Here is a 21966-nt window from a genome sequence, read left to right as displayed (position 1 = left end):
CTGTATCGATCAAACCGTCATGCGGGCGATCAAGGCGCCTTGTTCGAGTCGTCAGCGGCCTTGATCAGGTCCGGACCGATTTCTTCAGCGAATTTGTCCCAGACCGGCTTCATGACTTCGCGCCATTTGGCCCGCTGTTCAGGGGTCAGGGTCACGATTTCGCTGGTCTTGGAATCGATGATTTTCTGCTTGGCGGTCTGGTTCAGGGCTTCAGCCTGTTTGTTCACCTCGACGGTGACCTGATCCATGATCTTCTGCAGCTCGTCACGCACGTCAGGCTGCAGGCCGTTCCAGAACTTGGAGTTGGTGATGACCATGTAGTCGATCAGGCCGTGGTTGGACTCGGTGAAGAACGGCTGCACCTCGTTCACCTTCTGGCTTTCATAGTTCGACCAGGTGTTCTCGGTGCCGTTGACGGTACCGGTCTGCAGGCCCTGATAGACCTCGGCAAAGCTCATCTTGCGTGGGTTGGCTTTGAGCGCGACGAACTGCGCTTCCAGCACGCTCGACGCCTGGACGCGGAATTTCAGGCCACGGGCGTCTTTCGGCTCAACCATCTTCTTGTTCGCCGACAGCTGCTTCAAGCCGTTGTGCCAATAGGCCAGGCCGTGGATGCCTTTGTCGTCCATGGAGGTCAGCAGCGCCTTGCCCTGCGGGCCTTGCTGGAACCGATCGACAGCGGCCAGGTCGTTGAACAGGAACGGCAGGTCGTAGATTTGGGTTTTCTTGGTGTATTGCTCGAACTTGGCCAGGGACGGCGCCAGCATCTGCACGTCACCGAGCAACAGCGCTTCCATTTCCTTGCCGTCGCCGAACAGCGACGAGTTCGGGTAGACCTCGACCTTGACCTTGTCTTTCAAGGCGGGATCGGCCGCTACCATTTTCTGGAACATCAAGGCGCCCTGGCCTTTCGGGGTGTTTTCCGCCACCACGTGAGCGAACTTGATGACGACGGGGTCAGCGTGGGCCATACCGGCCACGGACACTGCAGCGGCGCAGAACAGCGCCTTGGTCAGCTTCAACATCGATATCACCTTTTTATTTTTGTAGGAGCTTTATAGTTTTTGGAGCAGTCGGTGGATCATGAGCGTTGTGCCATCTAACAGTGCCCAACCCTGAGTGTTTCGAGAATCAGCTTTTATGTAAGCCAGCGTTCGGTGGAGCTGAACGCCAACCTGTTACGGTGATTCATCCCCAAGCGCTAGCCAGACGCCGCGCAGCTAGAAAGTTAGCAGGCTAATGAAGAAGTGCCACTATTGAGCGCATCGCCACAATGAATGCTGATCAAGCAGGAGACTGGAGTGCGCGGTCCAAAGGCGCAGGTGGCCTCTGTAGGAGCGAATTCATTCGCGAGACGTCGTTACAGTCGATGAACGATTGTCGCCTGGAATGCAGCCTCGCGAATGAATTCGCTCCTACAGAGGTCTTGCGTCAACCAGCGGCCAACGCCAACAACCGCTGTGCCCGTTGCAGCACCGGCGCATCGACCATCTGCCCGTCCAGCTGAAACGCCCCGGCCCCACCCGCCGCTGTGCTGGCTTCCACCACGCGCCCGGCCCAGGCCAGGTCATCGGCACTGGGCGCGAGAGCGGCGTGGATCACCGGCACTTGTTTGGGGTGGATGCACAGGGCGCCGCCATAGCCCATGTCATAGGCGTGACGAATCACACAGTGCAGACCGTCGGGGTCGCCGATGGCGGGGTGCACGCCGTCCAACGGAGGCAACAAGCCGGCCCCCCGGGAATGCAATTGCACCGACATGCGCGCCTGATCGAGAAACAGCTGGGCGGCCGGGGTGCCGGTGTTGAGGTTCAGGTCCAGCGCCAGGTCCAGGCCACCGAACGACAGACGCTCGACCCCCGGCGCACGGGCGATTTCCGCGAGGGCCAACAGCCCCTTGGCGCTTTCGATGATCGGCAGCACCGGCTTGCCTATAGCGTGAACAGCGGCCACGTGGGCGGCGCTTTCGACTTTGGGCAATAGCACCCCGGCAACGCCTGAGTGCTGTTTGCAGAACGCCAGGTCCGCCGCGTGTTCGGCATGATCCGGTGCATTGACCCGCACCCAGACTGCCGCTTCTGGATTAACCCGAAGAAACACGCCGAGGTTGTCCCGGGCCTCACGCTTGAGCGGCTCTTCCACGGCGTCTTCAAAGTCGACGATCACCGCGTCGGCCCCGGCGGCCAACGCCTTGGCGAAGCGCTCGGGTCGGCTGCCGGGCACGAACAGCGCGGAGCGGATGATGGTTTGGGGCATGGTCTATATCCTTGTGAAATGTGTTCTGTGGGAGCGAATTCATTCGCGAGACGTCGTTGAGACCGATGGAAATGCGTCGGATGTACCGGCCAATCGCGAATGAATTCGCTCCCACAGTGAAACCGGGTCCGCCATAAAATCGCGGCCAGACGGCGACCTAAACCACCCCGGCCTTCGCCATCCGCGCCTGGTCGTCGGCGCTGAAACCCAGTTCGCCCAGAATGCTCGCCGTGTGCTGCCCCAGCCCCGGCACGCCGTCCATGCGCGGGGTGAAAGCGGCGTTGCGACCCGGTGGCAGCAACGACGGCAACGGGCCGGACGGGCTGTCCACTTCGCGCCAGCTGTCGCGGGCCTTGAGTTGCGGGTGATCCCACACGCCTTGCATGTCGTTGACCCGGGCGTTGGCGATCTGCGCGTCTTCAAGCCGCGCGACCACTTCATCCACACTCAGCGTGGCAAAGCCTTCGACGATGATCTGCCGCAGCACCTCGCGGTTTTCCGAACGCTTGAAGTTGGCCGAGAAACGCTCGTCGGTGGCCAGCGCCTTGTCCAGCAGCACCTTCTCGCAAAACAGCGCCCACTCCCGCTCGTTTTGCAGCCCGAGCATGATCGTGCCACCGCCCCCGGTCGGGAACGGGCCATACGGGTAGATCGTCGAGTGCGATGCTCCGGCCCGAGGCGGTTGCGGCGCGCCGTTGTAGGCGTAGTACATCGGGTAGCCCATCCACTCCACCAGGCTTTCCAGCATGCTGACGTCGATGCGGCTGCCCTCGCCGGTCTTGTCCCGCAGCATCAGTGCCGAGAGGATGCCGGTGTAGGCGTACATGCCAGCGGCGATGTCGGCGATGGAGCAACCGGCCTTGGCCATGTCGTTTTCACCGGGGCCGCCGGTCACCGACAGAAAGCCACCTTCGCTCTGGATCAGCAGGTCGTAGGCCTTCTTCTTTTCATACGGGCCGCCTTCGCCATAGCCGGAAATGTCGCAGACGATCAGTCGCGGGAAGCGTTCGTGCAGGGCCTCGAACGACAGGCCCATGCGTGCGGCGGCGCCGGGCGCAAGGTTCTGCACCAGCACATCGGCCTGGCCCAGCAGCGATTCCAGAATGTCGCCCGCCTCGCCCTGTTTGAGGTCAAGGGTCAGGCTTTCCTTGGAGCGGTTGGTCCAGACGAAGTGCGAGGCCAGGCCGTCGACGCGCTGGTCATAGCCACGGGCGAAATCGCCGACGCCAGGGCGCTCGACCTTGATCACGCGGGCACCGAGGTCAGCGAGTTGACGCGTGCAGAACGGCGCCGCAATGGCGTGTTCCAGGCTGACGACGGTGATGCCGTCCAGAGGACGGGGGTTGTTTTGAGTCATGTTTTCCACCTCTCACGCATCCCTGTAGGAGTGAGCTTGCTCGCGATTGCGATCTGCCTGTGCCGAATACTCAAACTGACACACCGCTATCGCGAGCAAGCTCACTCCTACAGGTTCGGCGCATGCCTTAAATCAGGTCGCTCAACGACTGCGCATCACGCAGCTGCCAGACCCGTTCGATCAACGCCTTGCCCTGCTCCACCGAGCGGGCGCCGGAGAACGCCAGCAGACGCTGCACCTTGTCTTCCAGCTCAGGCCGCGACAGGGTGTTACCCGGGTCGCCCTTCGGGTCGTCGATGGCGGCGGTCAGGGTGCGGCCGTCGGTGGTGGTGACGATCACGCGCCCCAGCCAGCGCGCCGGGTAAGCGCCGTCGACTTCAGGGTCCAGCTCCATCGTCACCTTCTCGCGGAAGGCCGCGACGTCGGCATCCACCAGCGCCAGGTCGCGGAATTCGATCAACTGCGCGCTGCCATGCACGGCAATCAGCCCCAGCACCGCGCCCATGGAAAACTTCGCCTGGTGCACGGTCTGCGGCACATCGACCCGGCCCAGCACGTCAATCGCGCCTTGGTGAACACGGGTCACGACCTTGGCGATCTGCTCATGGCGCAGGCCTTCGCGCTGCATCAGGTGCAACAGCGCATCGGCGGCCGGATGGGTATGGCGGCACGAGGCGTGGAACTTGAACGAGGTCTCGACCAGCGCCCAACGGGAGCCCAGACGGTCCGACAACTTCGACGGATCGCTGTCCGTGGACATCCCCGCCGCCATGCCTTGATCACCTTCCAGAATATTGCGCGCGCCGGTCAGGCCGTCTTCGGTCAGGTACGCCGACAGCACACCGTCAGCCGCTGCCTTGGCGGTGTGCAGCTGTTTCGAATCCGCCGCGTCACGCAGGAATTCCCACAGGCCCGCCGCTTGCGTGCCTGCGGTGCCCAGCAGATTGATGAACTGCTCCTGATTGAAGTTCAGCAGCTTGCCCACCGCCACGGCGGCGGCGAGGGTGCCGACAGTGGCCGTGGTGTGGAAGATGCGGTAGTGCGAACGGCCCATGAATTCGCCGATGCGAATCCCCGCCTCGTAACCCGCCACCGACGCCAGCAGCAGGTCTTGCCCGGATTTGTCCAGGTCCTGCGCCACCGCCAACACCGCCGAAAACACCACGGTCGCCGGGTGCAATACCGAGCTGTTGTGAAGGTCGTCCTGCTCGACCAGGTGCGACGCCGCGCCATTGACCAGCGCCGCGAAATACGCCGACGTACCGCGACCGTTCACCAGCATTTTCGCCTTGCCGCTGGCCGGGCCGACCCGTTCGGCGTAACGCTCGAAAACGGGAATCGGACGGGCGCCTTTGCTGGCCAGCGCCGAACCGATCCAGTCGAGGAACAGGTCTTCGGTGCGATCCAGCACGTGGCCGGGGATCTGTTCGTATTTCAGCTCGGCGAGAAATGTCGCCAAGGCTTGGGTATGACTCATCTCGGTGTCCTCAGAAGCTGCGTGGCAGTTCGAGCAAATGCTCGGCAACGTAGGAAAGAATCAGGTTGGTGGAGATCGGCGCGACCTGATACAGACGGGTCTCGCGGAATTTGCGTTCGACGTCGTATTCGTTGGCGAAACCGAAGCCGCCGTGGGTTTGCAGGCAGGCGTTGGCCGCTTCCCACGACGCCTTGGCCGCGAGGTACTTGGCCATGTTGGCCGCTGCGCCCGCGTTCTTGCCGCTGTCGTATTCTTCGCAAGCGCGCCAGCGCATCAGGTCGGCGGCTTCGATTTCGATGTGGGCTTCGGCAATCGGGAATTGCACGCCCTGGTTCTGTCCGATCGGGCGGCCGAACACCACGCGGTCGCGGGCATAGGCGGCGGACTTTTCGGTGAACCAGCGGCCGTCGCCAATGCACTCGGCGGCGATCAGGGTGCGCTCGGCGTTCAGGCCATCGAGGATGTATTTGAAGCCTTTGCCCTCTTCGCCGATCAGGCTGTCAGCGGGCAGTTCGAGGTTGTCGAAGAACAGCTCGTTGGTTTCGTGATTGACCATGTTGGCAATCGGCTGGACGGTCAGGCCGTTGCCGACGGCTTCGCGCAGGTCGACGAGAAAAATCGACATGCCTTCGGATTTCTTTTTCACCTCGGCCAGCGGCGTGGTGCGGGCCAGTAGGATCATCAGGTCCGAGTGCTGAATGCGCGAGATCCAGACCTTCTGGCCGTTGATCACGTACTTGTCGCCCTGCTTCACGGCGGTGGTCTTGATCTTGGTGGTGTCGGTCCCGGTGGTCGGCTCGGTCACGCCCATCGATTGCAGGCGCAGTTCGCCGCTGGCGAGTTTGGGCAGGTAGTAGCTTTTCTGCGCGTCGCTGCCGTGACGCAGAAGGGTGAACATGTTGTACATCTGGCCATGCACGGTGCCGGAGTTGCCGCCGCAGGCGTTCACTTCTTCGAGAATCACCGAGGCTTCCGCCAGGCCCAGACCCGAGCCGCCGTATTCGGTCGGTATCATCGCCGACAACCAGCCCGCATCGGTCAACGCCTTGACGAAGGCTTCCGGGAAGCCCTTCTCCTCGTCGATCTTGCGCCAGTACTCGGCCGGAAATTCGGCGCACAGGGCGCGCACGCCTTCGCGGATGGCATTGAGGTCTTCGTTATCGTATGGACTCATGGTCTGTGCTCATCTGGCAGCGGCGCGAGGGCCGGCTTATATAAAGGAAGAGATTCAGTCGAAGGCGGCTCAGTCAAAAACCACTTCGGCGCTCTGGGCAACGCCCGCTTCATTACCGGCCCACAACTGCGCCTTACCTGGCTCGCTGATGCGGCCACCCACGCGGAACGGCGTCGGCACGTTCAGTGGGCGCACGCCGCGATAGGCGAAATGGCGCACGCGCGCCTCGGGGTTGGCACGGATGAACGCCCGCAGGTTGAAGGTGGCGATCATCGGACCGTGCACCACCAGCCCCGGATAGCCCTCGGTTTCGGTGACGTACGGGTAGTCGTAATGGATGCGATGGCCGTTGAAGGTCACGGCGGAATAGCGGAACAAGAGGGTCGGCGTCGGCTCGATGGTCTCGCTCCAGTGCCCCTGCTCCGGCGCTTCACCGCTGTTGAGCTTGGGCGGATTGGGCTCGCGGTAGACGATGTCCTGCTCTTCGCGCACACACAGCTCGCCGTTTTGCGAATAGTCGTGACGCAGGGTGACGAACAGCAGCGAGCCGGTGCGGCCATGCTTTTCTTCGATGTGCAGGATGGTCGAGAGGCGATGGGCATCGGCGCCGACGGTCAGCGGCCGGATGAACTCGACCCGGCCACCGGCCCACATGCGGTTGCGGTTGTCAGCGGGGGGCAGAAACCCGCCGCGAGCGGGATGGCCGTCTGCGCCGAGTTGCGATTCGAACACCGGGTCCTGAAAGAAACACCATTGCCACAGCGGCGGCAACGCGTCGCCATCGGCAGGCACCGGCTCACCGAACGTGGCGGCGATGCGCTTGATCAGGTTGTGGCTCAGGTGATCCCGAGCCTCTTCGGTCCGACCGATCCAGGCACTGAAATCCACCGGCGACTCTGAAGCACTCATGTGAGAGAACCCTCCGCAATTTGTTGTTATGAGCGGATCATGAGAGCCTATCGGCATTCTGTGAATTTGCATTTGCGTATACCGGCGTTCATATATGCTGAACGCCTTCACCCGTCCGGACATCCCCATGCACTTCGACCTGGCTGACCTGCGCCTCTTCATCCACATTGGCGAATCCCCAAGCCTGACCCAGGGCGCCCGCCGCGCCTTCCTCTCCCCAGCCGCCGCCAGCGCCCGGATCAAGGCACTGGAAAGCCAACTCGACACCCGCCTGCTGTACCGCGACAGCCGTGGCGTCGAACTGACCCCCGCCGGTCAGCGCCTGCTCAAGCACGCCCGGCTGATCATGAGTCAGGTCGATTACCTGAAAAGCGAATTCACCACCTACGGCACCGATTCCGCTGGGCACATCCGCATCTTCGCCAACACCACGGCGGTGACCGAATTCCTCCCCGAAGTGCTGGCAGGCTTTCTCGCCCAGCGCCCCGGCGTGACGGTGGACCTGCAAGAGCGTTTGTCGCGGGACATCGTGCGCGGCGTGCTGGACGGCAGCTCGGACATGGGCATCATTGCCGGGCCTGTGGAAGCGGCCGGGTTGCAGGTGATCCACTTCAGCACCGACCGCCTCGTCCTGACCGTGCCGGAAGGTCACGAACTGGCGACGCAGAAAACAGTCACGTTGAAGCAAACCCTGGCGTTTCAGCACATAGGCCTGCACGAAGGCAGCACGTTGTTGAGTTTTCTGCGCGATCACGTGGAGCGACTGGGGTTGAACCTGTCATTGCGGATTCAGGTGTCGAGCTTCGAAGCGATCTGCCGGATGGTCGAAGCGGGGGTCGGGATCGGCGTCATTCCCGAGTCCGCCGCGTTGCGGCATAGCCGGACAATGAAGCTGGTCACTGTTCAACTGGACGAGCCGTGGGCGGTGCGCGAGCGCAGCATTCTGGTGAGGGAATTGGACGCCCTGCCAGGGGTGGTCAGGGCGTTGATTGCGGTGTTGATGCCGAGTGGGCAGGTGGCGGTTTGAGGTGAATTTTGCAAAGCAGGGTGTCAGTCAGGCTATGGGTGGCTGAAAGGCCGCTTTCGCGGCCGTCGTAACCTCCGGCTGCTCCCACAGGATTCGGGGCGAACCGAGGATCGATGATCGGCACAAAAACGTGTGGGAGCCGCCGGAGGTTACGACGGCAGCGAAGAAGGCCTATCGGCGAGTGCTTCTTGTCGGACTCCCAGCATTTTCAGCCACTTCCCCGGCGGATACCCAAACGTCTTCACGAAATGCCGCGTCATGTGGCTCTGGTCGGCAAACCCCGCCATCACCGATGCATCGCTCAATGACACGCCGCACGCAATCGAATGGCGCACGAGGTCGAGGCGTCTCAGGGTCAAATAGCGGTGGGGGCTGGTGCCGAAGAGTGCGCGAAAATCCCGGGACAGGCGCCAGCGGTCGGTGTCGCTGGCCTGTTCGAGTGCTTCCAGACTGACGCCCTGTTCAAGGCTGGCCATCAGCAGTTCGCGGGCGCGTTCGGCGGCGGCGTAGTCGGTGGATTGCCGCCCTCTTCTCACGCCTGCAGCGTCTTGCAACGCGACGGTCAAATCAAACACAGCGTCGTCCAGTTCCAGCGGTTCGAACGGGTTGTGCAAGTCTTTCAACAGCGCCTGGCTCGCTCTGAAAAGGCGTGGATCACGGGACACGCCGCCCTTGATGAACGGCAACGGCTTGCCACCCAACACCTGCTGGATCATCGCCGGTTCCAGGTAAAACATCCGGTAGCGAAAGCCGTCTTCGGTGCCTGCGTGGCCGTCGTGGGGTTCGTCGGGGTGCAGAACGATGGTCTGCCCCGGCAGGTTGTTCACCTTGTCCTTGCCGTACTGAAAACTCTGCACCCCCGACAGGGTGTGGCCAATGGCGTAGGTGTCGTGGCGGTGCATCTCGAAACCGTGGCCGTGGAAATACGCTTCGATGCGCTCCAGGTTCGGCAACGGCTGGGCGCGCACGACCCAATCCCGCTCGGAATGCGCGAGGTGGGCTTCTCCGTTTGAATACTTATCCATGGCGCGGCTCGTGATCGACAACTGACACAGGCGAACACAGATACCACTTGGCGAGGTGCTTGGGAATGGCAGCAGCCTGACTGTCGATGAAGGGCGAGATATGCGACTATTCCCGACTTTTCCTACACCAGTCTTTCTCAAAAAGAGACGCGCATCGGTAACGCAGCCTCGCCAATGATCTGCAAAAGCGCCCCTCTCATTGCCTTCAAACGGACGTGCCTTTCATGAATTTCCTGCGCCGCGTACTCCTCGATCGTCAACTCAAACAGGGGCTGGCCCAGAACAAATGCCGTCTGGACAGTGGCATCCGTGGCCTGCGGCGGGACATGGAGCTGACGCTGGAGCATGGCGTGAAATTGCATCAGGTGAAAATCAACGCGGAGCGCCTGAGCATCGGCGCCTACACCGACATCGTCAGCGGCACCGAGCTGCAGAACGTCGCGAGCATTGGCCGCTATTGCTCGATCGCCCGCGACGTGACCATCGGCCAGAACCGCAAATCCCACCCGCTGGAATGGCTGAGCACCCACAGCGCGCTGGGCGGGTTGCGTCAGCAGCAGGCGGGGCTGACGCAGCATGAAGCGGTCAAGCAGACCGTGATCGGCCACGACGTGTGGATCGGCATGGACGTGTTGATTCTGGAAGGCATCACCATCGGCACCGGCGCGGTGATCGGCGCGCAATCCTTGATCACGAAGGACGTGCCGCCCTACGCCATCGTCGTCGGCTCCCCGGCCAAAGTGCAGCGTTATCGTTTCGAGCCGCACATCATCGAAGGGTTGCTGGCGAGCCAGTGGTGGAACCTGACGCCGCACCAATTGGCCGAACTGCCCATCGAAGCCCCCGAAAAACTGCTGGAAGCATTGAAGGGTTTTGTCGTGCCGGACAGCCATCCCGGCAAGGTCGTGGTGCGCAACAAACCGTTCTCGGTGAGCCACCAGGCTGCGCAGTGATTCAGCCATGTTGAGATCGATCTGTGGGAGCGAATTTATTCGCGAAAAGCGTACAGTCGATGATATGCGTCGGATGTACTCCCTCTTCACGAATGAATTCGCTCCCACAGTTTGAACGCGTCACGCTCCCGAATCGGCGGCGCTATGGGACCTCTGTAGGAGCAAATTTATTCGCGAGACGTTGGTGCATCCGGCAGAGAGGTGTCAGCCTTACCGGCCCTTCGCGAATGAATTCGCTCCTACAGGTCTAGAACGCGTGCCCCCTTTGGCTTCAACCCGCCTGTTTAGCTGGCGCTGCGGAATCGTTGGACGCATGCACCGGTGGCGCTTGTTCGTTGAGCAGCGTCTGAATCGCCTGACCATAAGCCTGACGCCCGAGGTTCATGCTGTTGTTGTGATTGCCGCCCGGCACCATCAGCAGGTTCTTCGGTTCTTGCGCGGCCTGAAACAGCTGCTCGCTGAAGCGTGGCGAGACGAACTGATCTGCCGCACCGTGCACGATCAGCAGCGGCATGTGAATGTCGGCGATTTTGTCGATGGAATCGAATTTCTGCGACACCAGCCAGCGCACCGGCAATGACGTGCGTGTACTGGCGACAGACGCCGCGACGTCGGCGAGGTTGGTGAAGGTGGATTCGATGATCAGCCCCCTCGCCTGGATCGGTTCGTCACTCTTCAGCGCATCGCGGCCCAGCTCCGAGGCCAGGTCCACGGCCACTGCACCACCTAGGGAATGCCCATAGATCAGACGTTTGCGGGGGTCGGGTTGCAGCTGTTTCAAACGCGCCCACGCGATGCGCGCGTCTTCATACACCGACGCTTCGGACGGCAGTTGCCCTTTGCTTTCGCCAAAGCCGCGGTAGTCGATGGCCAACACGGAAAAGCCCAGCGCGTGCAGTTGCTCGATGCGGAAAAATTGCCCGGTGAGGTTCCAGCGCGAGCCGTGCAGATAAAGAATCGCGGGCGCGTCTCTCTTCTCGGCCAGCCACCACCACGCGTGAATGTTCTGCGACACGCCGAACGACGGCGCCTTGAGTTCCAGCTCCTGCACATCGGCCGGAATGCCGTGGTACCAACTGGCGGTGCCGGGTTCGATCATGAACACCAGCTCACGCTCCTTGTGCTGCAACGCCGCGCAGCCGACCGGCAGGCCGACGACGATCAACAGCATGCACAGCCAGAAGATCCAGCGGGCCTTGAAATGCGCCAGGAAGAATTGCGGCATGAGGGGTAAATTCCGGAGATCGAGTGAGACCTCCGGCAGTTTGCCATTCATTGGTGAGGTCGGTCATGCCCTTCAGCCGAATGGAGCGGCGGGTGCGCGCGTCCGGTTACCGATAGCCCCCTGACGAAACGCGCCCCCGGCTCCTACAGGTTCGAGTGAGTTCGAACAGTCAGTACCCCGACCCCGACGCAGGCGCGCCGCTGACAATCGCAATGCCGGAACTGGTGCCCAGACGCGTCGCACCCGCTTCGATCATCGCCACGGCCGTCGCGTAATCCCGCACGCCGCCCGAGGCTTTGACGCCCACGCCTGCACCGACCACCTTGCGCATCAGGACCACGTCTTCCAGCGTCGCGCCGCTGCGGCTGAAGCCGGTGGAGGTTTTGACGAATGCCACGTCCAGCTCACGGCAGATCTCGCACGCGGCGGTTTTCTGCGCGTCATCCAGCAGGCAAGTTTCCAGAATCACCTTCAACGGCACCGTGCCACAGGCAGTTTTGACCGCTGCAATGTCATCCCGCACGACATCCAGCAAGCCGTCCTTCAGCGCGCCGACGTTCAGCACCATGTCGATTTCGCCCGCACCGGCGGCAATCGCCTGCTTCGCTTCGAATGCCTTGGTGTCGCTCAGGCCGGCGCCCAATGGGAAGCCGACCACGGCGCAGACCTTGACCTTCTGCCCGGTCAGCAGCGACGCCGCGTACGGCACCTGTCCAGAGTTGACGCACACCGAATAGAATCCATGTTCCTGCGCTTCACGGCACAAGGTGGCGATCTGCGCGCGGGAGGCATCGGCGGCCAGCAAGGTGTGGTCGATATACTGCGCGAGCGCGGCGGGTTCGATCTTCATTGACTCTTCCTTCAGAAGCAGTGGTTAGCGATAAGCGGTAAGCTTCGAGCGACACGCAAAGGGTGTTCACTCGCTCGTCACAATGTTTGAAATATAACAGACTATGTTACTTTTATATCACGATAATCGACAGCCGGGATGACCGTGGACAACAAGAAATCCGACCGCATCAAACTGATTCAGCAAGCCCTGCAGGACCAGAAAGCCATTCACCTGCGCGAAATGGCTGCGCTGCTGGATGTCTCGGAGATGACCCTGCGTCGCGACCTGGGCCGTCATCCGGAGAAATTCCACTTGCTGGGCGGGCACATCACGCTGGCGTTCGATCCGTCGGAAGCCAGCGATTACAAAGTCACCGAGCAAGGCACGCGCCACGTCGAGGAAAAGCGCCGCATCGGTAAACTGGCTGCCGCGTTCATCAAACCCGGCGACACGGTGTTTTTCGATTGCGGGACGACGATTCCCTTCGTCATCGACTTCATTCCCGAGGAGCTGGAGTTCACCGCCGTGTGCAACTCCCTCAACGTGCTGCTGAAACTGCAACAAAAACCCAACTGCCACATCGTCCTGTGCGGCGGCAGTTTCCACCGCAAGAACCAGGTGTTCGAACACCACAGCGAAGCCAGCATCCTCGATGGCATTCGCCTCACATGGGCGTTTGTCTCGGCCGCCGGGGTCAGCGACGAATTCGGCGTCACCTGCTTCAACTTCAATGAGGTTGAAGTCAAGCAGAAGGTGCTGCGTCAGGCCCGGCACTGCATGCTGCTGGCCGACCACTCCAAATTCGACGCCGTACGCACCGCGCATTTCGCCACGCTGGAGCATTTCCAGGTGGTGGTCAGCGACAAGAAACTGCCCAAGCCGTACCGCGACTTGATTCAGGGGTATGGGGCGCAACTGGTGGTGTGATCAATTCTCGAGAACGATGCTGTGTGCGCTGGCGTCATCGCGAGCAAGCTCACTCCTACAGGTCGATCGCGGTTTCCTTCTGTAGGAGCGTGGCTTGTCCCGCGATCAGCTGCAAAGCAGTCGTAAGATCGGCAAACGCGTTGCACCAGACAGAACGCATTCGCCGGTTTGCTGCCGGTGCCCGACAGATCGCGGGACAAGCCACGCTCCTACAGGTGAACCGTGTTTACCTGGTAAAACGCGGTTGAACCTGTAGGAGTGAGCTTGCTCGCGATAGGGCCTTCAGCGTTTCAGATCCCCTTCCAACTGCCGCACTTCCCCGGCCGCCAGATACCCCGTCGTCACGCTGAACGACGCCCTCTCCCCCGCCCCCAATTCCCGCACATTGCCCTTGGCCTTTTCCGCCAGATACCCCTCCGGCTCGCACGTCGCAGGCAGCACGAACGCCGCGACCTGCTGATCGGCATTGTGCAAAATCCAGCGCGCCGCACGGTCGAACTGCGCCGGTGGGTAGCGGGTGTAGAACGCCGGGCCGTCCGGGTGCTTGAGCAGAAAATGCGCGTCGCCCATTGCGTCCGTCTGCACGCCATCGAAGAAACACACGATTTCCGGGTCGTACAGCTCGGGCGTGTTCAACGTCTGCAAGCGCGACGGATCGTCGGTCAGCTCGGCCATGTACGAAGTCCATGCCGGGGTCGGCTTCACATGAGCCGGCACGCTGCTGCGCACCCGCGTCCGCTCGACACCCAGCGGCTCGACGAACTGCCCGCCAGCCACATACGCGTAGTTCATGTGCGCCATGTACATCAGCTCCATCGCCTTGCCTGCGAGGTTCTGCACGTCCATGCCGATGTCGAACAGCGCCGAGCCCGGACGCACGGTCACGCTGGGCCGGGCGCGGTAGTGATCGCCGAAGCCCATCACGTATTCGTACTCGCCGCCGAGGCGCAAAAAGGCGCCCGCCGCATCCGTACCCACTTCCAGCCAGGCGCGGTCCATCGGCGCGCAGGGCATTTCGCCGTGCAGCGGATGGTCGTCCTGTGGTGTCGGGCAGCCGTTGCGCAGCATGCCGCTGTGAAACATGAAGCAGCCATAAGTGCCGATCACCGTCGGACTCGGGCGCGGCTGTTCGAACATGTTGCGCATGGTCAGATCACAGCCGTCGAACACCGCCGACCAGATCATCTGCCCCTGATACGGCAGCACCACGACGCGGCCACGGTTGTTCTCCAGCGCGAGCGCCTTCACGCCGCTGGGGTAGGTCCAAGCCAGCACGCGGAAGTCGGCGGACTCCAGCAGGGTCTTCTCATCCCCTGCAAACAGCTCGGGAAACAGCGCGACAGTCGTGTTCATGAGGCGGTCACCGCACCGACCGGCGCCGTTTCGCTGCTCGGGTCACGCAGGCATTTGATGGCGTACGCGACGATGACCACGAAGCACAGCAGCGGCACGCTGTAGGCGATCTGCATGTTGCCGTGGGTCGCGTCGGACAGCAGGCCCTGGAAGATCGGCATGACACCGCCGCCGACGATGCTCATCACCAGCAGCGAACCGCCGACACCGGTGTCTTCGCCCAGGCCGTCGATGGTCAGGCCATAAATGGTCGGCCAGCACGGGCCGAGGAAAATGCTCACGCCCACGGCGGCGTACACGGCGCTGATGTTCGGCACAAGAATGGTGTAAGCCAGCAGGACGATGGTCAGCACGCCGTAAATCGCGAGGACTTTGGCCGGGTGCAGTTTGCGCATCAGCAGGTTGGCGATCATCTTGCCGACGAAGTACGCGGCAAAGGTGGTCAGCAGGAACCACGAGGCGCTGCGCTCGTTCATCCCGCCCATCTGCATGGCCAGGCGAATGGTGAAGCTCCACACGCCCACTTGCGCGCCGACGTAGAGAAACTGTGCTACCACGCCAAACGTGAAACGCGGGTTGCGCCACAGGCGGGACAGGCTCTGACCAATGCTGCTCTTCTTCACGTTCTCTTTGACGTTGCCCTTGCACGCCGGGAATTTGGTGAAAGCGATGAGCACGAACATCAGGATCAGCACCGCGATCATCCATTTGTACGGCAGCAACGTGGACTGGATCATTTGCAGCTGCTGAATCGCCGCGTCGAACGCGCTCATCTGGGTCAGTTGTTCGCGGGTGGCGTCGGTGTCCTTGAACATCACGAAACTGCCGACGTACACCCCGGCCATGGCGCCGAACGGGTGGAAGGTCTGCGAAATGTTCAGGCGACGTGTGCCGGTTTCGCGAGGGCCCATCAACGTGGAATAGGTGTTACACGCGGTTTCGAGGAACGACAGGCCCGCCGCGATGACGAACAGCGCCAGCAGGAACATGCCGTACGTGGCCATCGAGGCAGCCGGGAAGAACAGCGAGCAGCCCACCATGTACAGCAGCAGGCCGATCAGAATCGTGGTCTTGTAGCTGAAATGCCGGACGACCATCGCCGCCGGAATCGCCACGAAGAAGTAGCCCAGGTAAAACGCCGACTGCACGAAGGCGGTCTGGAAATCGCTGAGCAGAAAGGCCTTCTTGAAGTGCGCGATCAGCACGTCATTCATGCTCGCCGCTGCGGCCCAGAGCGCGAAGCAGCAGCACAGCAGGATAAAGGCGAACCAGGGCGTGCGGTTCAGGTAGAACCCGTCCGGTGATTGTTGGAGCGCGGGCTTTGTCATTGTTGTTCTCCGTGAAGTGCGGGATACCGCGCCGGGCCGTCAGCGTGACCGGGCAAGGTGCGGCGGCTCAGGGGTGACTTATTGCGTATTTTTTGAAGAGCAGGTGTCGAGAAAACGCCCGAACGTGGCAGCGTCCGGGTAGGAACTCTGGGTGCCGAGGCCCGTGACCGAGCAGGCGGAATAGGCCACCGCCTGGGTCATCGCCCGGCGCATGTCGCCGTCTTCGCTCCAGTGCCGGGCGAAGCAGCCGATGAAGGCATCGCCTGCGCCGGTGGTGTCGCGGGCATCGACTTTCAGGCCCTCGACGCGGAATTCGCCCTCCTCGCCCACGTACAGCGCGCCCTGTTCGCCGAGGGTCACGATCACGTGGCGAATGCCGTCCTGCACCAGCTTCAAGGCAGCGGAGCGGGCGGATTCGAGGGAGTCGACGACCTGCCCGGTGATCAGGGCCAGTTCGCTTTCGTTGGGGATGAAAAAGTCGAGTTTCAGCAGGTGTTCACGACTCAGACCCTTGACCGCAGGCGCCGGGTTGAGCAGTACAGGAATACCGTTGGCCTTGGCGAAATCGATGGCGTGGTAGACCGTTTCCAGTTCGATTTCCAGCTGCAGGACGATCAGCGTGCAGTCGCGCAAGGCAGCTTGAGCGGCGTCAATGTCAGCGGGTTTGAGGTGCGCGTTGGCGCCTTTGACGATGAGGATGCTGTTGTGGGAATCGCTCTGCACAAAGATCGGTGCGACGCCACTGGAGACGCCGGGCACCCGCTGCACGAACTGGGTGTCGATACCGTGGCGCTGGAAATTGGCGAGGGTGTTGTCGGCGAACATGTCGTCGCCGACCCTGGTCAGCATCAGCACGTCGGCGCCTAGCTTGGCGGCCGCGACGGCTTGATTGGCACCCTTGCCGCCGCACCCCATGGCGAAGTTCGGCGCTTCGAGGGTTTCGCCCTGAGCCGGCATCCGGTCGATGTAGGTGATCAAATCCACCATGTTGCTGCCGATGACCGCGATCTTGTTCATGTGTGTCATTACCTTGTGTACGCGCAGGGATCGCAAAACCGAACCGCCGACGCGATATTATTTTTGTTATTTAAATAACATTTGTTGTGACTATTCAACCTCTATTTTGTGGGGCTTTCACCGACCACACGCAAAAACGGGCCAGGCATTGCTGCCTGACCCGTTGAAAGCCCGGATTTAGAGAGGTTGAGGCTGCTGATAGATTCAGACAGCCGGTGGTCGCAATCGTTTGCGATTGGATGATTCAGAGGATTTTGCACGGGGTGCTGCTATGACGCCTCCCCTATCGCCTGTGGGCTGAAGCAGGGATTGGCAGTGCATCTCCCTTCAGGCGATACAGCAAAACGATATTCATCAACCAGATCGCCATCGCTGCCACACACATGCATCGATATCGACTCGCCGACGGGTCGGACCTTCTGTCCTAGCCATCGCCAGCCCTCGTTGCCACAGACTGCAAGGTATCGGCTACGGGGGCTGGACGATGTCACGTGACGATCAGAACCGATAGGTCTCAGAAAGCTGAATCGTTCTTGGCGGACTTGGCATCAGCGTGTAGTCAAACGTCGCAGCAGTACCTCCGGTGTAGTACCTGCGGTCGAACACGTTGAAGACGTTCATTTGCGTCGTCCATGCGCCGACCTTGTAGGAGGCCATCGCATCTGTTCGAACGTAACTGGAGAGTTTGAAGGTGTTAGGCAGCGTTGCCTCGCGCGAGCCCTCATAGTAAACACCGCCGCCGATCTGCAGGCCTTCCACTGACTTCAGTTGGTAGGCCGTCCATAGGCTGGCACTGTGACGAGGCGCATTGCTCAAGACATCCCCTGTTGGGTAGTTGCTATCGCTGCGCACCTTCGCGACGGTGTAGGTGTAACTCGCAGCCGTCTTCCACTGGGGATTGATGTTGCCCGTGATGTCCAGCTCTACGCCCTGACTTCGCTGTTTTCCCGTCAGCACTTGGAGCAACGGATCATCCGGATCCGTGGTCAAGATATGGTTACGATCAAGACTGAACACCGCCAGATTGGCGTCGAGCCGGTCTTTGATCAGCTCGTGCTTGAGCCCCACCTCAAACTGCTCCGCAACCTCAGCCTCATAGGTGACGTTACTGCCGCTGTGACCGACATTCGGTGAATGGCTGAGGCTCCAATCCGCGAAGTACGACGTGCTGTCAGTGGCCTGCCAAACGATGCCCAAACGCGGAGACAGCGTCGATTGCTGTCCCTGGGCTGAGTCACCACCTGACGCCTTGGCGCGGTTGACGAATCGGTCGGCACGTAACGCGGCCTGGAGTTTAAGGGTCGGTGTCAGCTCGATAAGGTCTTGTACATACGCACCGTAATCCTTCCCTTGCGATTCGTGGCCATCCAGCGAACCGGCGGGTGTCAAACCTGAAAGGTAATCCGGATTGCTCAGATCCAACGTCATCGTGGAGATCTGTGAGCCAGCGCTTGAAATTTTCTGGACGCTGTAGTCAGTACCGATCAGCAACTGGTGTTTGATGTCGCCTGTAAAAACCTCCCCCACCAGCTCCGCACGCGTCCCGAACTGTCGAGAAGACTCATCCGCATCGCTGTAAACGGAGTAGTCGAGCAGATTACCCACAGTCGCGGTGCTGTTAGGGAATGACTGGGTCGAACGCTGCCGTGCATAAGCATATTGGCCTGCCAGCCGCAGCTTCCAGTTGTCAGATAGTGAGTGCTCGAACAGCAGGGTTTCAGAGAGGGTATCGTTCTTCCCGTAGTCGCCATCAATGCCCGCGTACGCTTTGCTGCTGAGTCCGTAATATCGGGTTTTGGACAATTCGCGGTAGTTGGCCACTGCCGGCACGCCGAAGTCGAATCCGTCTCGGTTGAGGTGGTTGTACTCACTCAGCAGCGTCAAAGACGTGCCTTCGTGATTGTCCCAAGTGATCGCGGGCGCGAAGGACCATGAGTGGTCGCGGGTGTCGTCTCGGAAAGTCGAATCATGTTCGGCGGACGCATTGAGACGCACGCTCAGGTCTTCGTTCAACACGCGGTTCACGTCCAGGGTGGATCGCGCCAAGTCGTGGCTACCTACCGTGCCGCTCACCTCACCAAAATCATTCCACTCAGGTCTTTTCGAGACGGTGTTAAGGTAGCCACCAATCGCACCGATCCCCCCGTACAACGCACCCGCGGGGCCTTTGAATATTTCGACTTGATCGATGTTCTGCACGTCGCGGAATGCGTAATAGCCGTAGTTACGAAAGCCATCGCGCAGGCCGTTGCTTTCACTAAAGCCCCGGATGTTGAAGAAGGTGGCGCCGTTCCCGCCGTAGTTCGCCTCGGCATGCACGCCGCTGACGGTTTCAGCCACTTGGTCGATGCGGGTGACGCCCCGGTCCTTCAGCAGCTCATTGGGCACGACCTGAATGGAGGCCGGATACTCCTTGAGAGGGGTATCGGTTCGGGTGGTGTTGGTTGACGTCGGAGTGATATAGCCCGAGATGGACGTGTCCGACACGGTGGTACTTGGGAGATCGACCGTCCGGGACGCCAAGGCCGAGTTCGGCGCCGCTGGAGCATGGGGGGGCGTGGTTTGTTCTTCTCTCGCCTGGGTGAGCGGAGTCAGCTCGGACCCATTTTCTACGTGGGCATTTGAAGCCAAGGCAAGCCCTGGCGCGCAGATTGCCGTCAGGTAAAAGGCACAAGGAAGCGGGCGCAGAGGCCTGCGAATGGGGGTACGGTTCATGATCAATTTCTTTCGAGTAGGCAGCAACGAATGGCGCTGGTCCCTTAGGCCAGCACTTCAGGATTTCGGCAGTTTCCCTATGCACCCTGCACAGAAGCGCACTCGGCTCTGTTCAGGGCCAAGCGTTCAAACGTGATGGGGCTAAAGAGAACAAGCTGCACTCAAGGTGCGCGGGGTTGCAGGCTCAGTAATAGCGCGGCGGGATGGGTCAGTAGCGTCAGGCGACGCGCAATTGGCCGCATAGGCCGGCGCCGAAGCAGCCAGCCCAACACCGCGAACAGAATAAGGCCCAGCGGCAGTGACGCGGCAAAAAAGCAGTCGCTGAAGGGAGAGTCCATGCCTGGCATTGGCGGCATGTCCTGATTGGCGACCGGCTTGCCCATGTGGTGATGGGAGTGATCCATCCCCATGGCGTGCCCTGTCGCCATTGCCTGGCTTGATGGGGACGGCACACTCGGCGCAAACATCTTCTGCAACATCTGCCCGTGCCCGATGCTGCATGCCATGCCGTTAAGCAGCACAAGGATCAGCAAGGCTGGAGCTAGATATCTGAGATAAGAGCGGGTCCCGTCCATGGCGGCGAAAGGTATCACTGCCTCGGGTTCAAGGCCAATGAGAAAACTACGTATTCAGTGAGCTGAAATGCCGCGAGTCGATCACGACATCTCAGCGCAGTGACGCTCTACTTTCCGAGCTGCCGCTCTTTCCAGTTCCCGGGATACACCACGTAACCGAACAACGCATGACCTGCGTAGGTCACCTCGGTGCCATCCGGAATCCAGAGCACCTGACCCGGCTCGACTGAGTACGCCACTCCGTTAGCGGACAGCTCGAAACGGCCTTCAATCACAAAGATGACTTCGTCGTACAAAAGTGTCCACGACACCTCTGCGCCCTCCCACCGCGCGAAGCCAACCCCCATGTTCGGTGAGACCTCGTCAGTGAGAGCCCGTGCGACGCTGGCACCTCCCGGTGGGCCACCGCGATGACTAAACGTCAGGTCACGGTGGTCGACCAGAACGACCGGGCCCTTGCCGGTACAGCGTTGGCTGGTCACAACTCACTCCTGCTGTTCCAGGCGGCCCAGCGAATGCGCGTCCGCACCCCCATCCCCAGAAACGGCTCGGGAGGGTTCAGCGACGGCATTCCGGTAACGGCCTGAATGTCCTGGAGCTGCTGGGAGTCGGCGCCCAGCACCTTGTCTGCGAGCAATCGGCCAGACACGGTTCCCCATGCTGCACCTACGCCGTTGTCGCAGGCGGTGACGTGAACCCCCTCGTTCACTTTGCCGAAAAAGTTCGTGAAGTTTCGAGAGATCGCGTAGGTGCCTCCCCACGTATGGGTGAACGGGACACGCGACAATGTCGGGTAACGGTCAAGGAACGCCTTGCGGTGGTCTTCACGAATCTTGTCCCGCGTGCCCCCGCTCACGCTGCGCCCGTACCGAGGCACATGTTTGTACGTGTTGCGGATGATCAATCGCCGGTCTTGAGTCATGCGCACCGTGGTACCTGCATGATCGGCGGGCGTCAGGCCCCAGTCCGGCTGGATACCCACAGAGGCCATTTCCTCATCGGTCAACGGTCGCGTCCAGCTGGCAAATGTCATGACGGGCAACAACCGGTTACGCAGGTACCCAAACTCTTGGGTGAAAATGCTTGTGCTCAACAGAACGCTTGGCGTCCGAATCGCTCCGTTATCACCGTTCAGAACCCACAGACCGGAAGCGTCACGCTCAAGCCCTCTGATCGGTGACTCCTCAAGCACCTCGACGTTTGCCGGAAGCGAATCTCTAAGGCCACGAACCAGGGCGGCAGGCTGCATGAGGTAGCAGCCCGGTGTGAAGATCGCTCGGCTGTAGTGCTCGGTCCCCAGTACTGAAGCAAGCTCCCGGCGTTCCACCACGCTGTAGGTTTCGCCCAGGTTGTCGAGCAAACCCTGAAAGTGATCAAGGTAAGCCAAGCCCCGGTCACCTACCGCGCCTTGATACTTTCCGGCATGGGACCACTGGCACTGAATCCCGTGCTGATTGATCAAAGACTCAAGCTGGGCGATTGCAGAGCGGTTAAGACCGAGCAGCCGTTGTTTATGCTGGGGGTCCGGATGTTCCAGCGCGAATTTATGAGGCAGGTCGATCACGAAACCGGAGTTGCGCCCGGACGCGCCATAGCCCACACGCTGAGCATCCACCAACAGGATCCGTGCGTCAGGCAGATGTTCGGCTAACCGCCGTGCCGCGCTGAGCCCTGCGAAGCCTGCACCGATGACAACATGATCTGCGGATTGTTGGCCCTGGAGGCGATGGCTCGCAGCCGGTGGAGGCAAGGCTTCGTACCAACCGCAGGTGCTGTCGTCGTACGGCAGTTTGACAATACTGTTCATTTGTCGGCC

General features: G+C 61.1%; 19 protein-coding genes. 3 read left to right on the top strand and 16 right to left on the bottom strand.

The features are described from left to right. Window positions 1-29: 29 nt before the first annotated feature. From AAEO81_RS12100 to AAEO81_RS12075, 6 genes are all read right to left on the bottom strand, one after another. Window positions 30-1025, bottom strand: a complete 996-nt coding sequence (locus AAEO81_RS12100) for a TRAP transporter substrate-binding protein (RefSeq protein ID WP_166595087.1) — start codon at window positions 1023-1025, stop codon at window positions 30-32. Window positions 1026-1431: 406 nt separating this feature from the next. Continuing rightward, complete coding sequence (locus AAEO81_RS12095) at window positions 1432-2256, bottom strand: CoA ester lyase (protein ID WP_341963844.1); 825 nt, start codon at window positions 2254-2256, stop codon at window positions 1432-1434. Between the two features lie 157 nt (window positions 2257-2413). After that, a complete protein-coding gene (locus AAEO81_RS12090) occupies window positions 2414-3613 on the bottom strand; it encodes a CaiB/BaiF CoA-transferase family protein (RefSeq protein WP_341963843.1) in 1200 nt (399 codons plus the stop codon). Window positions 3614-3740: 127 nt separating this feature from the next. Further along, window positions 3741-5090 carry an MmgE/PrpD family protein gene (locus AAEO81_RS12085; RefSeq protein ID WP_341963842.1) on the bottom strand — a complete coding sequence of 450 codons (1350 nt, stop codon included), beginning with the start codon at window positions 5088-5090 and terminating at the stop codon, window positions 3741-3743. Window positions 5091-5100: 10 nt separating this feature from the next. Next, complete coding sequence (locus tag AAEO81_RS12080) at window positions 5101-6264, bottom strand: acyl-CoA dehydrogenase family protein (RefSeq protein WP_341963841.1); 1164 nt, start codon at window positions 6262-6264, stop codon at window positions 5101-5103. Between the two features lie 69 nt (window positions 6265-6333). Next, a complete protein-coding gene (locus AAEO81_RS12075) occupies window positions 6334-7173 on the bottom strand; it encodes a MaoC family dehydratase N-terminal domain-containing protein (RefSeq protein ID WP_341963840.1) in 840 nt (279 codons plus the stop codon). A gap of 127 nt (window positions 7174-7300) precedes the next feature. Between AAEO81_RS12075 and AAEO81_RS12070 the strand changes: the two genes are divergently transcribed. Then, the gene (locus tag AAEO81_RS12070; protein WP_341964526.1) at window positions 7301-8200 is read left to right on the top strand and encodes a LysR family transcriptional regulator; all 900 of its coding nucleotides are present in this window, start codon (window positions 7301-7303) and stop codon (window positions 8198-8200) included. Window positions 8201-8349: 149 nt separating this feature from the next. On the opposite strand, the gene AAEO81_RS12065 is transcribed toward AAEO81_RS12070, so the two are convergent. Continuing rightward, the gene (locus AAEO81_RS12065) at window positions 8350-9225 is read right to left on the bottom strand and encodes an AraC family transcriptional regulator (protein WP_341963839.1); all 876 of its coding nucleotides are present in this window, start codon (window positions 9223-9225) and stop codon (window positions 8350-8352) included. A 224-nt stretch (window positions 9226-9449) separates the two neighbouring features. Here AAEO81_RS12065 and AAEO81_RS12060 point away from each other — a divergent pair, with 224 nt between their 5' ends. Next, entirely contained in the window at window positions 9450-10178 is a 729-nt protein-coding gene (locus AAEO81_RS12060; protein WP_341963837.1) for a CatB-related O-acetyltransferase, read from the top strand. A gap of 271 nt (window positions 10179-10449) precedes the next feature. On the opposite strand, the gene AAEO81_RS12055 is transcribed toward AAEO81_RS12060, so the two are convergent. Both AAEO81_RS12055 and deoC read right to left on the bottom strand, forming a co-directional pair. Continuing rightward, window positions 10450-11403 carry an alpha/beta hydrolase gene (locus AAEO81_RS12055; protein WP_341963836.1) on the bottom strand — a complete coding sequence of 318 codons (954 nt, stop codon included), beginning with the start codon at window positions 11401-11403 and terminating at the stop codon, window positions 10450-10452. Window positions 11404-11572: 169 nt separating this feature from the next. Further along, the gene (gene deoC, locus AAEO81_RS12050; RefSeq protein WP_341963835.1) at window positions 11573-12253 is read right to left on the bottom strand and encodes a deoxyribose-phosphate aldolase; all 681 of its coding nucleotides are present in this window, start codon (window positions 12251-12253) and stop codon (window positions 11573-11575) included. A gap of 138 nt (window positions 12254-12391) precedes the next feature. Between deoC and deoR the strand changes: the two genes are divergently transcribed. Next, the gene (deoR, locus tag AAEO81_RS12045) at window positions 12392-13162 is read left to right on the top strand and encodes a DNA-binding transcriptional repressor DeoR (RefSeq protein WP_341963834.1); all 771 of its coding nucleotides are present in this window, start codon (window positions 12392-12394) and stop codon (window positions 13160-13162) included. 282 nt (window positions 13163-13444) lie between these two features. Here deoR and AAEO81_RS12040 read toward each other — a convergent pair whose 3' ends face one another. The 7 genes from AAEO81_RS12040 to AAEO81_RS12010 form a co-directional block, all read right to left on the bottom strand. After that, the gene (locus AAEO81_RS12040; RefSeq protein ID WP_341963833.1) at window positions 13445-14515 is read right to left on the bottom strand and encodes an aldose 1-epimerase family protein; all 1071 of its coding nucleotides are present in this window, start codon (window positions 14513-14515) and stop codon (window positions 13445-13447) included. After that, the gene (gene fucP / locus AAEO81_RS12035; RefSeq protein WP_341963832.1) at window positions 14512-15843 is read right to left on the bottom strand and encodes an L-fucose:H+ symporter permease; all 1332 of its coding nucleotides are present in this window, start codon (window positions 15841-15843) and stop codon (window positions 14512-14514) included. Before fucP ends, AAEO81_RS12040 begins: the two co-directional genes overlap by 4 nt. A 78-nt stretch (window positions 15844-15921) precedes the next feature. Further along, window positions 15922-16860 (bottom strand): ribokinase, encoded by a 939-nt coding sequence (gene rbsK, locus AAEO81_RS12030; protein ID WP_341963830.1) that lies wholly within the window; start codon window positions 16858-16860, stop codon window positions 15922-15924. 498 nt (window positions 16861-17358) lie between these two features. Further along, complete coding sequence (locus AAEO81_RS12025) at window positions 17359-19575, bottom strand: TonB-dependent siderophore receptor (protein ID WP_341963829.1); 2217 nt, start codon at window positions 19573-19575, stop codon at window positions 17359-17361. A 161-nt stretch (window positions 19576-19736) separates the two neighbouring features. Then, window positions 19737-20081, bottom strand: coding sequence for a hypothetical protein (locus AAEO81_RS12020; protein ID WP_341963828.1), 345 nt, complete (start codon window positions 20079-20081; stop codon window positions 19737-19739). A gap of 176 nt (window positions 20082-20257) precedes the next feature. Then, on the bottom strand, window positions 20258-20632 hold the full coding sequence (locus tag AAEO81_RS12015; RefSeq protein ID WP_341963827.1) for an ethanolamine utilization protein EutQ: 375 nt from the start codon (window positions 20630-20632) through the stop codon (window positions 20258-20260). Continuing rightward, window positions 20629-21957: an FAD-binding oxidoreductase gene (locus tag AAEO81_RS12010; RefSeq protein ID WP_341963826.1), complete on the bottom strand. Its 1329-nt coding sequence runs from the start codon at window positions 21955-21957 to the stop codon at window positions 20629-20631. The genes AAEO81_RS12015 and AAEO81_RS12010 overlap by 4 nt, the downstream gene beginning before the upstream one ends. Window positions 21958-21966: the final 9 nt, after the last annotated feature.

Origin of the sequence: Pseudomonas sp. RC10 (assembly GCF_038397775.1) — a bacterium.
In the GTDB taxonomy this organism is placed as follows: Bacteria; Pseudomonadota; Gammaproteobacteria; order Pseudomonadales; family Pseudomonadaceae; genus Aquipseudomonas; species Aquipseudomonas bambusae.
This window is presented reverse-complemented; position numbering and strand designations above follow the sequence as displayed.

What these genes read in the sequence shown, in the direction of transcription:
- AAEO81_RS12100 (WP_166595087.1), bottom strand. Translation starts at nt 1,025, where the DNA reads ATGTTGAAGCTGACCAAGGCGCTGTTCTGCGCCGCTGCAGTGTCCGTG.
- AAEO81_RS12095 (WP_341963844.1), bottom strand. Translation starts at nt 2,256, where the DNA reads ATGCCCCAAACCATCATCCGCTCCGCGCTGTTCGTGCCCGGCAGCCGA.
- AAEO81_RS12090 (WP_341963843.1), bottom strand. Translation starts at nt 3,613, where the DNA reads ATGACTCAAAACAACCCCCGTCCTCTGGACGGCATCACCGTCGTCAGC.
- AAEO81_RS12085 (WP_341963842.1), bottom strand. Translation starts at nt 5,090, where the DNA reads ATGAGTCATACCCAAGCCTTGGCGACATTTCTCGCCGAGCTGAAATAC.
- AAEO81_RS12080 (WP_341963841.1), bottom strand. Translation starts at nt 6,264, where the DNA reads ATGAGTCCATACGATAACGAAGACCTCAATGCCATCCGCGAAGGCGTG.
- AAEO81_RS12075 (WP_341963840.1), bottom strand. Translation starts at nt 7,173, where the DNA reads ATGAGTGCTTCAGAGTCGCCGGTGGATTTCAGTGCCTGGATCGGTCGG.
- AAEO81_RS12070 (WP_341964526.1), top strand. Translation starts at nt 7,301, where the DNA reads ATGCACTTCGACCTGGCTGACCTGCGCCTCTTCATCCACATTGGCGAA.
- AAEO81_RS12065 (WP_341963839.1), bottom strand. Translation starts at nt 9,225, where the DNA reads ATGGATAAGTATTCAAACGGAGAAGCCCACCTCGCGCATTCCGAGCGG.
- AAEO81_RS12060 (WP_341963837.1), top strand. Translation starts at nt 9,450, where the DNA reads ATGAATTTCCTGCGCCGCGTACTCCTCGATCGTCAACTCAAACAGGGG.
- AAEO81_RS12055 (WP_341963836.1), bottom strand. Translation starts at nt 11,403, where the DNA reads ATGCCGCAATTCTTCCTGGCGCATTTCAAGGCCCGCTGGATCTTCTGG.
- deoC (WP_341963835.1), bottom strand. Translation starts at nt 12,253, where the DNA reads ATGAAGATCGAACCCGCCGCGCTCGCGCAGTATATCGACCACACCTTG.
- deoR (WP_341963834.1), top strand. Translation starts at nt 12,392, where the DNA reads ATGACCGTGGACAACAAGAAATCCGACCGCATCAAACTGATTCAGCAA.
- AAEO81_RS12040 (WP_341963833.1), bottom strand. Translation starts at nt 14,515, where the DNA reads ATGAACACGACTGTCGCGCTGTTTCCCGAGCTGTTTGCAGGGGATGAG.
- fucP (WP_341963832.1), bottom strand. Translation starts at nt 15,843, where the DNA reads ATGACAAAGCCCGCGCTCCAACAATCACCGGACGGGTTCTACCTGAAC.
- rbsK (WP_341963830.1), bottom strand. Translation starts at nt 16,860, where the DNA reads ATGAACAAGATCGCGGTCATCGGCAGCAACATGGTGGATTTGATCACC.
- AAEO81_RS12025 (WP_341963829.1), bottom strand. Translation starts at nt 19,575, where the DNA reads ATGAACCGTACCCCCATTCGCAGGCCTCTGCGCCCGCTTCCTTGTGCC.
- AAEO81_RS12020 (WP_341963828.1), bottom strand. Translation starts at nt 20,081, where the DNA reads ATGGCATGCAGCATCGGGCACGGGCAGATGTTGCAGAAGATGTTTGCG.
- AAEO81_RS12010 (WP_341963826.1), bottom strand. Translation starts at nt 21,957, where the DNA reads ATGAACAGTATTGTCAAACTGCCGTACGACGACAGCACCTGCGGTTGG.